The following is a 12,725-nucleotide window of genomic DNA, read 5'->3' as shown; positions in this document are numbered from 1 at the left end:
CAGTAGTCAGTAGTCAGTAGTCAGTAGTCAGTAGTCAGTAGTCAGTAGTCAGTAGTCAGTAGTCAGTAGTCAGTAGTACTCACTACTCACTACTCACGATTCATCCCATCTCCGGCCTTGCCGAAAAAAATCTCCTCCACCTTTCGAACCTTTTCCCGCGCCGCGCCGACTGATGGTCAGAGGCGAATGGGTCGCCTCGATCAAAAGATCCAGGAGATCATCATGTTCCAGCGCACTCTCGTTTCAGGCCTCGTTGCCATTTTCGTCGCCACCGGCGCGCTCGCCGGCACCGTCGGCACGTCGTCGGCCCACGGCATGCACGGCCACCATCATCACCACAACCATCACAAGAAGCACTTCAAGAAGTTTTGGTGGAAGCACCACAACCATCATCACCACAAGCACGGCAAGGTGATCATCTTTCTTTGATGGAGGGACCCAATTCTCCCGAAAGGGCGGCTTCGGCCGCCCTTTTTCGTTGGGCGAAATGGGACGGTCATCAATGTCTAGCCAGGCCCTTGCAGGCCGCCGTCAGCATGACCTCCTTGGTTCACGTTCAAAAAAGATTTGAACCTTTTTCTTGTGCCGAACGACAGATGATCAAGAGGCGGATGAGTCGCCTCTCCAAACGAAGCAAGGAGATCGTCATGTTCAAGCGCGCACTCGTTTCCGGCCTCATCGCCACCGCTGTCGCCGCCACCGCACTGGTCGGCACCGTCCAGCCCTCGGCGGCTCATTCGCATCACCACCACCATGGCATCGGCATCGGCATTGCCGCCGGCGTCGGCGGTTTTGTCCTGGGCAGCCTGCTTGCCCAGCCCCGCACCGTCTACGTCGACGAGGGCGGCGGCTCGTGGCACGTCCGCCGCTGCTTCGATCGCTATTCGAGCTACGATCCGGACTCCGACACCTACATCGGTTACGACGGCTATCGCCATTACTGCCGTCTCTGAGAGGAGGAGCACCGTTCAGCACCAGAAGAGGGGCTCAGGCGAGCCCCTTTTCTACGCTTGGATGGCGGCACACCTGTTGGATTAGCCGACTTTCACGGAGACGCCTGAACCCTCGGTCATCGGCTTTTGTCGATGCGATCGGCAATGTACAGGCATTTCCCGAAGGCCTAATCTGCTGGGCGATAATCTGCGGGCGATATGGGGGAGGGTGATCCTTGGACGAGCAGGACCCGAAAGAGGAACAGGTCGAAATCATTTTCCGCAACGGCACGGTCACGGCCGTTGGCATCCTGCTGGCGTTTTCCCTGGGCTTCATCACGCATTGGGCCGCCAATCCGATCCCGTGGCAGACCTATCATCTCGTCGCCGTGCTGCCGATCCTGGCCGGCATCGCCTTGCAGATGCGGGCATTGTCGCTTCTGCTCGACACAAAGTGCCTGCGGCTGAGCGCCTATGAACGCGCCAACCGCATCTTCATCACCGGCCTCGTCTTCACCGCCTGCGGTGTCGGCATGGCGATCCTGCTCGATTTCTTCGATCTTGCGAGCAGAAGCGCGCTGCCCGGAGCAGGTTGATCATCCGGTTTGCACGCCGCCGATCATCTTTGTGACCTCGGCCGCGGCGCTGTGCACCAGCGGGCCGATCTCGGCCAGCCGTTCAGGCGTCACCCGAACCGTCGGGCCCGACACCGAGACTCCGCCGATCGGCTCGCCGAATTCGTTGAAGATGGCTGATGCCACGCAGCGCATGCCTGGATGCCGTTCCTCGTCATCGACCGACCAGCCGCGCAGCTTGATCGTCGCGAGATCATGCGCGAGGGCAGGGATGTCGGACAGCGTCCTGTCGGTAAAGCGCTGCAGGCCGGCCTTGCGCAGGATGGCTCCGACGCGCTCCGGCTCGAGATGGGCCAGCACCGCCTTGCCGATGCCGGAGGCATGAAAAGGGCTGCGCGTCCCCGGTCGGAAGAAGGCGCGAATTGCCTGGTGCGTCTCGACCTGGCTGACGAACACCACGCAATCGTCCTCGGCGACGCCGAGATTGGCGGTCTCGCCGGTTTTCTCCATCAGCTCCTGCATGACGATGCGCGCGCGGTCGACCAGCTTGCGGCGGCGCAGGAACGCCGCGCCCATCCGATAGGTCTCGACGCCGATCGACCAAAGCTGGTCCGAACTGTCGAACTCGACCATGCCGTGGTTTTCGAGCGTCGTCAGCATGCGGTAGGCGGTAGAGGCGGCCAGACCGCTTTGCGCGGATATCTCGCTCAGCGATAGGCCGCTGCCTTCGGCAACGATGGCCAGGATGCGCAAGGCCCGGTCCAACGACTGCACCGAAGCCGCTTCCGAGGGGCCGTTGAAGGCGCGCGGCCGGCCGCGCTGGCGTTTTTCAGCGGTTTCCATTTACGCCATCATGCACGATTTTCCCGAACGGACAATGAAAAAGTTTTTCACGCGTTCTGCATTGCCACTTTTTGGAAAACAAAAAGAGAAAGGAAATCAATTGGCAACGGCAGCTTCCTAGAAATGAAAAAATATTCTGAAAAAATTGAAAAATAGCCGGCTTGCTGACATTCTCGGTCATCCAACAATCACAACCCTGTGGAGGGTCGGAACAATGGCCAGGATGCGCGCTGTCGATGCTGCGGTTCTCGTTCTCGAAAAGGAAGGCATCGCCTGCGCCTTCGGTGTGCCGGGCGCGGCGATCAATCCGCTCTACTCGGCCCTGAAGGCGAGGGGCACGATCCGCCATGTGCTGGCCCGTCATGTCGAGGGCGCCTCGCACATGGCCGAAGGCTTCACCAGGGCCAAGGCAGGCAATATCGGGCTCTGCATCGGCACGTCTGGCCCGGCCGGCACCGACATGATCACCGGGCTCTACTCGGCCGCAGCCGATTCCATCCCGATCCTCTGCATCACCGGCCAGGCGCCGCGGGCGCGGCTGAACAAGGAGGATTTCCAGGCCGTCGACATCGCCGCTATCGCGTCGCCCGTCGCCAAATGGGCGGTCACCGTCATGGAGCCTTATCTCGTGCCGATGGCGCTGCAGAAGGCATTCCACCTGATGAGGTCTTCGCGCCCGGGACCGGTGCTGATCGACCTGCCGGTCGACGTCCAATTGGCCGAGATCGAGTTCGACATCGACGCCTACGAGCCGCTGGCGCCGTTCAAGCCGGCGATGACGCGCGCCCAGGCCGAAAAGGCTCTGGCGATGCTCAACGCCGCCGAAAAGCCGCTGATCGTCGCCGGCGGCGGCATCATCAATGCCGATGCGTCGGACCTGCTGATAGAATTCGCCGAGATTACCGGCGTGCCCGTCATCCCGACGCTGATGGGCTGGGGCGCGATCCCCGACGACCATCGGCTGATGGCCGGCATGTGCGGCCTGCAGACCTCGCACCGCTATGGCAACGCGACGATGCTGGAAGCCGACTTCGTCTTCGGCATCGGCAACCGCTGGGCCAACCGCCACACCGGTTCGGTCGATGTCTACACCAAGGGAAAAAAGTTCATCCATGTCGACATCGAGCCGACGCAGATCGGCCGTGTGTTCGCCCCGGATCTCGGCGTCGTCTCGGATGCGGGGGCTGCGCTGAAGATGCTGCTCGACGTCGCCACCGAGTGGAAAACGGCCGGAATACTGCGCGACTGGTCGGGCTGGGCGAAGGAATGCCAGGACCGCAAGAAGACCATGAAGCGCAAGACGCATTTCGACCAGGTGCCGCTGAAGCCGCAGCGCGTCTATGAGGAGATGAACAAGGCGTTCGGGCGCGACGTCACCTACGTCACCACGATCGGCCTGTCGCAGATCGCCGGCGCGCAGTTCCTGCATGTCTACAAGCCCCGCAACTGGATCAATTGCGGCCAGGCCGGCCCGCTCGGCTGGACACTGCCGGCAGCCCTTGGCGTGCGCGCCGCCGATCCCGACCGCACCATCGTGGCGCTGTCGGGCGACTATGACTTCCAGTTCATGATCGAGGAACTGGCGGTCGGCGCGCAGCACAAACTGCCCTACATCCACGTCGTCGTGAACAATGCCTATCTCGGCCTGATCCGCCAGGCGCAGCGCGGCTTCTCGATGGATTACGAGGTCAGCCTTGCTTTCGAGAACATCAACCGGTCGGACGATCCCGAGGCCGGCTACGGCGTCGACCACGTCGCTGTTGCCGAGGCGATGGGCTGCAAGGCGGTCAGGGTGCGCAAACCGGAAGAATTCGCCGGTGCCTTCAAGGAGGCGCAGCGGCTGATGAAGGAGCATCAGGTTCCCGTAGTGCTCGAATTCATCCTCGAACGCGTCACCAACATCTCGATGGGCACCGAGATCGACAAGGTCACCGAATTCGAAGACCTTGCCGAACATCAAGAGGATGCCCCGACAGCGATCGTCATGCTCGACTAGAACGGAAGAAGGACAAAAAGAATGCCGCGTTTTTCAGCCAATCTTTCGATGCTCTTTGGCGAGCATGACTTCCTCGAACGTTTTGACGCAGCTGCCCGCGCGGGCTTCAAAGGCGTTGAATATATAGGCCCCTACGACCATGCGCCCGAGGTGGTGGCCGCGCGGCTGAAGAAGAACGGTCTGACGCAGGTGCTGTTCAACCTGCCGGCCGGCGACTGGGGCAAGGGCGAGCGCGGTATCGCAGTGCTGCCGGACCGAGTGCCGGAATTCCGCCAGGGCATCGCCAAGGCGATCACCTACGCGCAGGCGCTCGGCTGCTCACAGATCAATTGCCTGGCCGGCATCGCGCCCGCCGGTGTCGACCGCAAGGTGCTCGAGGATGTCTTTGCCGAGAACCTCGCCTTCGCGGCGGAGAAACTGGAGCAGGCCGGTATCAAATTGCTGATCGAGCCGATCAACACGCGCGACATTCCAGGCTTCTTCCTCAATTATTCCGACCAGGCGCTGGCGCTGATCGACCGCGTCGGCTCGAAGAACCTGTTCCTGCAATACGACATCTACCACATGCAGATCATGGAGGGGGATCTCGCCCGTACCATCGAGGCAAACCTCGGCCGCATCGCGCATATCCAGCTTGCGGACAATCCCGGCCGTCACGAGCCGGGGACGGGCGAGATCAACTATCCCTTCCTCTACGAGCATATCGACCGCATTGGTTATTCCGGCTGGGTCGGCGCGGAATACAAGCCGAAGGCCGGAACTGAGCAAGGGTTGGGGTGGTTCCGGGAACTGGCCGGGCAGGGAAGCGCGGCGGCTTAGCTGTCGAAATCGAACTCGCGTTCCTTCACGCCCTCCTCTGGCCTGTCGGCCATCTCCCCCACCAAGGGCGGAGGTTGGATGTCACCGGCGGCTTCGCTAAATTTTGAACCGGGAAAGTTGGGGCCAGCGCCGAAACTGCCAATCTCCCCACCTGTGGGGGAGATGGCCGGCAGGCCAGAGGGGGGCGTGAAGGAACGCAACCTCAACAAGACGGAGAACCACAATGGAAACCATCGGCTTCATCGGCCTTGGCATCATGGGCGCGCCGATGGCGGGACATTTGCTGGACGCCGGCTACACGGTGATCGCCAGCGACCACCGCTCCAAGCCACAGGCCGAACTGGTGGCCAAGGGACTGAAAACTGTCACCGGCCATGCCGCCGTGGCGAAGGCCGCCGATATCATCATCACCATGGTGCCCGACACACCGCACGTGGCCGAGGTGCTGTTCGGCGACAACGGCGTCGCATCAGGTCTTTCCAAAGGCAAATTGGCCATCGACATGAGCTCGATCTCACCGATCGAGACCAAGGTCTTCGCCAAAAAAATCAACGAACTGGGCTGCGACTATCTCGATGCGCCGGTCTCGGGCGGCGAGGTGGGAGCCAAGGCCGCATCGCTCACCATCATGGTCGGCGGCGAGGAGAGGGCGTTCGAGCGCGCCAGGCCCGTTTTCGAGAAGATGGGCAAGAACATCACCCTGGTCGGACCGAACGGCGTCGGCCAGACCACCAAGGTCGCCAACCAGATCGTCGTCGCGCTGACCATTGAAGCCGTCGCCGAAGCGCTTGTTTTTGCTTCAAAAGCCGGCGCCGACCCCGCCAAGGTCAGGCAGGCGCTGATGGGCGGGTTGGCCGCCTCGCGCATCCTCGAAGTGCATGGCGAACGCATGGTCAGGCGCACCTTCGCGCCGGGTTTCCGCATCGAACTGCACCAGAAGGATCTCAACCTCGCCCTGGAAGGCGCAAGGGCGCTCGGCGTCTCCCTGCCCAACACGTCGACCACCCAGCAACTGTTCAATTCCTGCACCGCCAATGGCGGCGCCAGGGAGGATCACTCGGCCCTGGTCAGGGCGCTGGAGCGGATGGCCGGGCATGAGGTAGGGCAGTAGGGCAGTAGGAGCCGCCCGTTCCGGCCGATTTGGAAACCCTACTGCCGTACTGCCCTACTGCCTCAAGAATTTCCGTGCCGCATAAAGGCTTACCGCCGCCGCGTTCGACACGTTGAGCGAGCGGATCGCGCCGGGCATGTCGAGGCGAGCCAGTGTCGTCACCGTCTCGCGCGTCTTCTGGCGCAAGCCCTTGCCTTCCGCGCCCAGCACCAGGGCAAGCTTGTCGCCGGCAAAGCTCGTTTCGAGTTCGGCCGGGCCGTCCGAATCGAGACCGATTGTCTGGAAGCCGGCCTCGTGCAGTTGCGCGAGCGCGTCGGCCAGGTTCTTGACCTCGATCTGGTCGATATGTTCGAGCGCGCCCGAGGCTGATTTCGCCAGCACGCCCGATTCCTGCGGGCTGTGGCGCGCCGTGGTGATCAGCGCGCCGGCATCGAAGGCGACCGCCGAGCGTAGGATGGCGCCGACATTGTGCGGATCGGTGATCTGGTCGAGCACCAGCACCAGCTTTGTATCGCCGAGAGCGTCGAGTCGCTTGGGCTTCAGCGGCTCGGCCTCGATCAACGCGCCTTGGTGCACGGCATCCGAACCCGTGATCTTGTCGATGTCCCTGGGTTCGACCAGTTCCGCCTTGAAGGGCAGAGCCGCGAGGTCGGCCAGTCCCAGCCGCTCGGCGGCATTGCGCGTCACCAGCATTTTCCGGATCTTGCGGCGCGGATTGTCGAGTGCCGCGCGCACCGTATGCAGGCCATAGAGCCGCACCAGCCCGTGGGCTGCGTTCTCGCCCGGCGGCATGGGCTGGCGCGGCCGGAACGCCGGCGCGCCGCCGCTCTTTTCGTCGCGGTGTGCACGACGCAGCTTGGCGTAGTGGGTGTCTTTCGGGGTGCCGGTCTTGTTGCTCATGGCCGGCTTCTATAGCGGTCTCCGGCGGCCAGGGATATGGCCCGTCGCCGCAGCCGGCGAACAACATCGAAAAACCCTTCCCACGCGGTTGACACCCACTGACCTTGCCGCCATAAGGCGCTTCGCTGATTTCGGAGAAGTGATACTCGGGTCCGGATCGGCAAGAATGCCTCGTTGCATGGCTCCGGCGGCAGACTGGAGAGGTGCCCGAGTGGTTAAAGGGGACGGACTGTAAATCCGTTGGCTTAGCCTACGTTGGTTCGAATCCAACCCTCTCCACCACTGCCGGCCCGGAAGCCCTGAAACGTGAAAGCATCGGAGGCGAAAAGCGCATGGCGCTTTTCCGCGGAATCCGGTACTTCAGTGCACGGCGCGGGTATAGCTCAGTGGTAGAGCAGCAGCCTTCCAAGCTGAATATGCGGGTTCGATTCCCGCTACCCGCTCCAGATTTCCAACCCATGCCATCGGCAAGCTGAAACGCTGCGCGGCCAAGTCGCGCAGCGCTCCAGAGGATGGCTGTCCACTGGCTTCAGCTGTTGAAGGCCGACGCGACCTGGTGTTGCTGCGGCACCTGGCCGTTCGGCGTCAGCTTGTCGACGATGCCAGGCAAGGCTGCGGACAATTGCTTGAGCAGTTCCTGCTCGTCGAGTCCCGTCCGTTGCGCGATCTCGTGGATGACCTGCGGTCCGATCGCGTTGCCCAGGTCGTTGGCGTTGATCGGTTGGTTCTGGCCGGTGCCGACCCAGGAATCGGCGACGTTGCCGTGGCCGGAGTTCTTCAATTTGTCGAGCAGGCCGCCCAGTCCGCCAAGCAGGCCGCCATCGCCGGCAGTGGTTTCACTGGGCTCGGCCGGTACGGGAGCTTGGGGTTGCTCCGGCTGTTCGGCACTCCTGCCGCTGAGCATCTTTCCGACCAGCAGCGCGCCGAGCGCGATCATCAGGGGTTTGGTGATGTTGCCGCCCGGAACGGCATTGTCAAACAGTCCCATCGTGGATCTCCTTGTCAACCAAGCCCGTCCCATCGTCACAATGACGCAATCGGGCGGAATTTCAAGCTGGCTTGAGCTTTTGACAATCATATGAAAATGATGGACGCGGCAGGGGATTGGAGAGGAAAAATGTCAATCATCAGCTGGATTATTCTGGGAGTCATCGCCGGCTTTCTTGGCAGCAAGATCGTCAACAAGAGCGGCCAGGGCATGATCATGGATATCGTGCTCGGCATTGTCGGCGCCATTGTCGGCGGCCTGATCTTCAGCGCTTTCGGCGCGTCGGGCGTCACCGGTCTCAACATCTACAGCCTGATCGTCGCGGTGGTGGGCGCCGTGGTCGTGTTGTGGGCTTACCACCAGTTCGCCGGCAAGCGGACTATTTAGCACCAGTCCCATTCCGAAGGTTCGGGATGGGATTTTATCCGTTCGCTTGTCCATGACCTTTCCCGAAACCGGATCCCGCCTTTCGGGTCATGCGCCGTCGTCTGTCCATCATCGGCGGTGTTTGCCACCGCGGAGCGCCGTCTGGCGCGTCCTATCTGACCCTCTTGAGGATCTCGCGGGCAGCGTGTTGAGCTTTGCGGCGAGACCCCCGGCGATAATCGGCCGCAACTGGAGCCGACTTAGGCCACGACAGTCAGCCGGCGCTTGCGCTGGTCGAGCGAGACGATGGCCAATCCGCTACCGACAACCAGAAGGATGCCGCAAATCGCCAGCGCGTTTGGGAATTGTCCGAACACCAGCAGGCCCGAAATCATCGCCCAGACGGTGAAGCAGTAGTAGAACGGCGCCACTGCGCTGGTCGGCCCGACGCGATAGGCCATGAAGATGAAGAAATGGCCGAAGATCAGGAAGAACCCGGCTCCGGCCATGAGCAGCAAATGATGTGCTCCGGGCATGATCCAGCGCTCTGAAACCAGGTGTGCCGCACCGGCGCCGATCAGCACCACGACGACGGCGGAAATCGCCACGATCATTCCCGGCACCTCGGCCGGAACCCGCCTGCCGGTGAGATCGCGCGCGGCCGACAATGCCGCGTTGCCGAGTGCCAGCAGGGCATAGACCGAGATGCCCTGCATTGTCGGTTGCGCCACCATCAGCGCGCCGATGAAGCCGAGGCCGATCAGCGCCATGCGCTGGCCGCCGATGCGCTCGCCGAACAGGATAGAGGAGCCGACCAGCATCAACAGCGGCGTGACCTGTCCGAGCGCGGTGGAATCGGCAATCTGCATGTTGGCGAGCGCCACGACGTAACAAAGGATGGCGGCCAGTTCGAGCAGGTTGCGGTGCAGCACGCGCTTGTCGAAGATCAGCGGGATCTGTTTGCCATAACCAAGCGCAAACAGCAGCGGAAAGCCCCAGAGCGCTGCCGCCGCGCCGCGCAGGAACAGCACTTCATAGGACGGCAGGCCCGCCGTAGCGAGCTTCATCATCGTATCGTTGACGAGATACGACCCGGTCGAGACGATCATGAACAGAGGGCCGCGAACGGCTGTCGGGATGAAATGCATCGGTGCAGGAAATCAGAGCGGGAACACCGCCGCAATGGGCCATGAAGCGCCGACAAATCCGACAGCGACCGACGAGCGGGGCGCGGGAGGCCGGCGCGATTGCGCAGGGGTTTAGGCCATTCCATTTCACGCGACACGTTCCTATATCAGCGCCATATCCCCGCAATCGGATCACGGGTTCGGGCCGAGTGAGAAGGCGCCCGGGCAAAAGACGCTTGTGTTTTTTGGCCTTTGTCGCTAATCGCCCCGCATTCGACTGAACTGAAGGTCCAGGCCGTCCAAGGAAAGAGACTATGGCAAAAGGTAAATTCGAGCGCACCAAGCCGCATGTGAACATCGGCACGATTGGCCACGTTGATCATGGCAAGACGTCTTTGACGGCAGCGATCACCAAGTATTTTGGCGAATACAAGCGCTATGACCAGATTGACGCGGCGCCGGAAGAGAAGGCGCGCGGCATCACGATTTCGACGGCTCACGTCGAGTACGAGACGGAGAACCGCCACTACGCCCATGTCGACTGCCCCGGCCACGCCGACTATGTGAAGAACATGATCACCGGTGCGGCGCAGATGGACGGCGCGATCCTGGTTGTGTCGGCCGCCGACGGCCCGATGCCGCAGACCCGCGAGCACATCCTTTTGGCCCGCCAGGTCGGCGTGCCGTCGATCGTGGTGTTCTTGAACAAGGTCGACCAGGTCGACGACGCCGAGCTGCTTGAGCTGGTCGAGCTCGAGGTTCGCGAATTGCTGACCAAGAACGAGTTCCCCGGCGACGACATTCCGATCGTCAAGGGTTCGGCGCTGGCGGCGCTGGAAGATTCGGACAAGAAGATCGGCGAGGACGCGATCCGCGAGCTGATGGCTCAGGTCGACGCCTACATCCCGACGCCTGTTCGTCCGCTGGACAAGCCGTTCCTGATGCCGATCGAGGACGTGTTCTCGATCTCGGGCCGCGGCACGGTCGTGACCGGTCGCGTCGAGCGCGGCGTGGTCAAGGTCGGCGAGGAGCTGGAGATCATCGGCATCCGTCCGACCACCAAGACGACCTGCACGGGCGTCGAGATGTTCCGCAAGCTGCTCGACCAGGGCCAGGCCGGCGACAACATCGGCGCGCTGCTGCGCGGTGTCGACCGTGAAGGTGTCGAGCGCGGCCAGGTTCTGGCCAAGCCCGGTTCGGTGAAGCCGCACAAGAAGTTCGTGGCCGAAGCCTACATCCTGACCAAGGACGAGGGTGGCCGTCACACGCCGTTCTTCACCAACTACCGTCCGCAGTTCTACTTCCGCACCACCGACGTGACCGGCATCGTGTCGCTGCCGGCCGGCACCGAGATGGTGATGCCTGGCGACAACATCACGGTCGACGTCGAGCTGATCGTGCCGATCGCCATGGAAGAGAAGCTGCGCTTCGCCATCCGTGAAGGCGGCCGCACCGTCGGTGCCGGCATCGTCGTCACCATCAAAGAGTAATCGACACCGGCATCAGCCGGATCGAGAAGGAAGGGCGGTCCTCGGGCCGCCCTTTTTGTCGGCGACCGAAGATCAGCGCTGGCATGGCGGGGCCGACACGCGGTCGAACGGTAGCCGTGTCATCGAACTGGCCATCGAGCCAGGTTGGGGCTTGCTCGATTTTTCCGCTATCGTCGCTGCAGGCGGCGCTGGGCGGAGGTCAAGTATGAGCCAGGATGTTCCGACACTGTACGAATGGGCCGGCGGCAGCGAAGCGCTCAACCGGCTGACGCAGACCTTTTATGACAAGGTGGCGCGGGATCCGGTCGTCGGGCCGGTGTTCAAGCATATGTCGCCCGACCATCCCGCCCATGTCGCGGCCTTTATCGGCGAGGTTTTCGGCGGGCCGAAAACCTACAGCGAAAAATTCGGCGGCCACCGCGAGATGGTGATGCATCATCTCGGCAAGCATTTGACGGAGGAGCAGCGCCGCCGCTGGATCAACCTGCTGGCCGATGCCGCGGATGCCGTCGGGCTGCCTGACGATCCGGAGTTCCGTTCCGCCTTCATGGGCTATATCGAGTGGGGATCGCGGCTCGCCAGGATGAATTCCAATCTCGGCGAAACGTGCGACCCGGAGACCGAGCCGATGCCGGCCTGGGGCTGGGGCGTGCCCGGCGGGCCTTACCGGGTCCCGGACACCAAATAGCGTCCAACGGATACACGGGCCGGCAGGCAAGATCTCCGCGAACAGCATGCCGGCGCACTTGAGCATGAAACCGGAGATCGATGGCGGCGGGCTGGTCGTCGACCATCCCGATTTCCGGGAAAGGGGATGAAGGCGCGTTTGCTTGCAAACCGCTCTTTACAGAGCGCGCGGAAGCTTTTAGGAAGCCCGTGCTGCGCCGAGGCGCACGTGTACGGGCATAGCTCAGTTGGTAGAGCGGCGGTCTCCAAAACCGCAGGTCGTAGGTTCGAGCCCTGCTGCCCGTGCCATTTCAAGAAATGGCACGTCAAAACAAAAACACAGCCATTTCCAAAATGGCCATCGAAACGATCTTTTGCAGGCTGCCCTTTGAAAATCGGCGACCGGCTTGCCATATTAGGCTGATTGAGGCATAAGGGCGCCATAGCCGGGACGGAACGACTGGATGGTTCCGAGGCGGCGTTTGGTCATAAAGCGGACACTTGCCACTTGCGTGGATCAAGAATCGGTTTTATGTAGACGAAACAGACACGCGACGCGTGGAGCTGGGAAGCCGGCTTTACGCGTCTGATTTGCATGGGCGAAATGATTGCGCTGATTCGGCGCGAAAATGGACCCAGGCGGCACGTCCCGGCCAGCGGGATCATCCAGGAGACCCGGCCAACGGGTCTTGAAGACAGAGCGGCATATGGCTTCGAAAACCACAAATCCTTTCGTCTTTCTCCAGCAGGTTCGCGCGGAGACCGCCAAGGTGACTTGGCCGTCGCGACGCGAAACGATGATCTCGACAGTGATGGTTCTGGCTTTCGCTGTGATCGCGATGGTCTTTTTCTTCACCGCCGATCAGCTCATGGGCCTCGCGGTCGAACAGATTCTGGGCATTGGACGCTAAG

At 62.1% G+C, this 12,725-nt stretch carries 14 protein-coding genes and 3 tRNA genes; 13 read left to right on the top strand and 4 right to left on the bottom strand.

Going from position 1 to position 12,725, the window contains the following annotated elements; genetic code table 11:
* Window positions 1-222: 222 nt before the first annotated feature.
* The 3 genes from LB541_RS25705 to LB541_RS25695 all read left to right on the top strand — a co-directional run bounded on the left by LB541_RS25705 (window position 223) and on the right by LB541_RS25695 (window position 1,528).
* On the top strand, window positions 223-429 hold the full coding sequence (locus LB541_RS25705; protein WP_140564611.1) for a hypothetical protein: 207 nt from the start codon (window positions 223-225) through the stop codon (window positions 427-429).
* 218 nt (window positions 430-647) lie between these two features.
* On the top strand, window positions 648-953 hold the full coding sequence (locus LB541_RS25700; protein WP_140525532.1) for a BA14K family protein: 306 nt from the start codon (window positions 648-650) through the stop codon (window positions 951-953).
* 215 nt (window positions 954-1,168) lie between these two features.
* Entirely contained in the window at window positions 1,169-1,528 is a 360-nt protein-coding gene (locus LB541_RS25695; protein ID WP_140493579.1) for a hypothetical protein, read from the top strand.
* On the opposite strand, the gene bhcR is transcribed toward LB541_RS25695, so the two are convergent.
* A complete protein-coding gene (gene bhcR, locus LB541_RS25690) occupies window positions 1,529-2,350 on the bottom strand; it encodes an HTH-type transcriptional regulator BhcR (protein ID WP_140517623.1) in 822 nt (273 codons plus the stop codon).
* A gap of 214 nt (window positions 2,351-2,564) precedes the next feature.
* Between bhcR and gcl the strand changes: the two genes are divergently transcribed.
* The 3 genes from gcl (at window position 2,565) to LB541_RS25675 (ending at window position 6,276) form a co-directional block, all read left to right on the top strand.
* Window positions 2,565-4,346, top strand: a complete 1,782-nt coding sequence (gcl, locus tag LB541_RS25685; protein ID WP_224619868.1) for a glyoxylate carboligase — start codon at window positions 2,565-2,567, stop codon at window positions 4,344-4,346.
* A gap of 21 nt (window positions 4,347-4,367) precedes the next feature.
* Complete coding sequence (gene hyi, locus LB541_RS25680) at window positions 4,368-5,165, top strand: hydroxypyruvate isomerase (RefSeq protein ID WP_224619867.1); 798 nt, start codon at window positions 4,368-4,370, stop codon at window positions 5,163-5,165.
* 223 nt (window positions 5,166-5,388) lie between these two features.
* On the top strand, window positions 5,389-6,276 hold the full coding sequence (locus LB541_RS25675) for a 2-hydroxy-3-oxopropionate reductase (protein WP_224619866.1): 888 nt from the start codon (window positions 5,389-5,391) through the stop codon (window positions 6,274-6,276).
* Window positions 6,277-6,330: 54 nt separating this feature from the next.
* Here LB541_RS25675 and LB541_RS25670 read toward each other — a convergent pair whose 3' ends face one another.
* The gene (locus tag LB541_RS25670) at window positions 6,331-7,176 is read right to left on the bottom strand and encodes a TrmH family RNA methyltransferase (RefSeq protein ID WP_140564605.1); all 846 of its coding nucleotides are present in this window, start codon (window positions 7,174-7,176) and stop codon (window positions 6,331-6,333) included.
* A gap of 197 nt (window positions 7,177-7,373) precedes the next feature.
* On the opposite strand from LB541_RS25670, the gene LB541_RS25665 reads away from it, so the two are divergent.
* Together LB541_RS25665 and LB541_RS25660 are read left to right on the top strand one after the other, a co-directional pair.
* Window positions 7,374-7,458: transfer RNA gene (locus LB541_RS25665), tRNA-Tyr, on the top strand.
* A gap of 90 nt (window positions 7,459-7,548) precedes the next feature.
* Window positions 7,549-7,622, top strand: a tRNA-Gly gene (locus tag LB541_RS25660).
* An 83-nt stretch (window positions 7,623-7,705) separates the two neighbouring features.
* Here the strand turns inward: LB541_RS25660 and LB541_RS25655 are convergent.
* The gene (locus LB541_RS25655) at window positions 7,706-8,164 is read right to left on the bottom strand and encodes a YidB family protein (RefSeq protein ID WP_140517618.1); all 459 of its coding nucleotides are present in this window, start codon (window positions 8,162-8,164) and stop codon (window positions 7,706-7,708) included.
* A 129-nt stretch (window positions 8,165-8,293) separates the two neighbouring features.
* Between LB541_RS25655 and LB541_RS25650 the strand changes: the two genes are divergently transcribed.
* A complete protein-coding gene (locus LB541_RS25650; RefSeq protein ID WP_140493554.1) occupies window positions 8,294-8,551 on the top strand; it encodes a GlsB/YeaQ/YmgE family stress response membrane protein in 258 nt (85 codons plus the stop codon).
* A 239-nt stretch (window positions 8,552-8,790) separates the two neighbouring features.
* Here the strand turns inward: LB541_RS25650 and LB541_RS25645 are convergent, their stop codons facing one another.
* Window positions 8,791-9,678 (bottom strand): DMT family transporter, encoded by an 888-nt coding sequence (locus LB541_RS25645; RefSeq protein ID WP_140517617.1) that lies wholly within the window; start codon window positions 9,676-9,678, stop codon window positions 8,791-8,793.
* 293 nt (window positions 9,679-9,971) lie between these two features.
* Between LB541_RS25645 and tuf the strand changes: the two genes are divergently transcribed.
* The 4 genes from tuf to secE all read left to right on the top strand — a co-directional run bounded on the left by tuf (window position 9,972) and on the right by secE (window position 12,724).
* A complete protein-coding gene (gene tuf / locus LB541_RS25640) occupies window positions 9,972-11,147 on the top strand; it encodes an elongation factor Tu (RefSeq protein ID WP_140515452.1) in 1,176 nt (391 codons plus the stop codon).
* 205 nt (window positions 11,148-11,352) lie between these two features.
* The gene (locus LB541_RS25635; protein WP_140501616.1) at window positions 11,353-11,835 is read left to right on the top strand and encodes a group II truncated hemoglobin; all 483 of its coding nucleotides are present in this window, start codon (window positions 11,353-11,355) and stop codon (window positions 11,833-11,835) included.
* Between the two features lie 211 nt (window positions 11,836-12,046).
* Window positions 12,047-12,122: transfer RNA gene (locus tag LB541_RS25630), tRNA-Trp, on the top strand.
* Between the two features lie 398 nt (window positions 12,123-12,520).
* Complete coding sequence (gene secE / locus LB541_RS25625) at window positions 12,521-12,724, top strand: preprotein translocase subunit SecE (protein WP_140501618.1); 204 nt, start codon at window positions 12,521-12,523, stop codon at window positions 12,722-12,724.
* The last annotated feature ends 1 nt before the right edge of the window (window position 12,725 follow it).

This window comes from Mesorhizobium sp. BR1-1-15 (genome assembly GCF_020165475.1).
GTDB lineage: Bacteria > Pseudomonadota > Alphaproteobacteria > Rhizobiales > Rhizobiaceae > Mesorhizobium.
The sequence above is the reverse complement of the archived record's forward strand: the minus strand, read 5'-3'. Positions and strand labels throughout refer to the sequence as shown.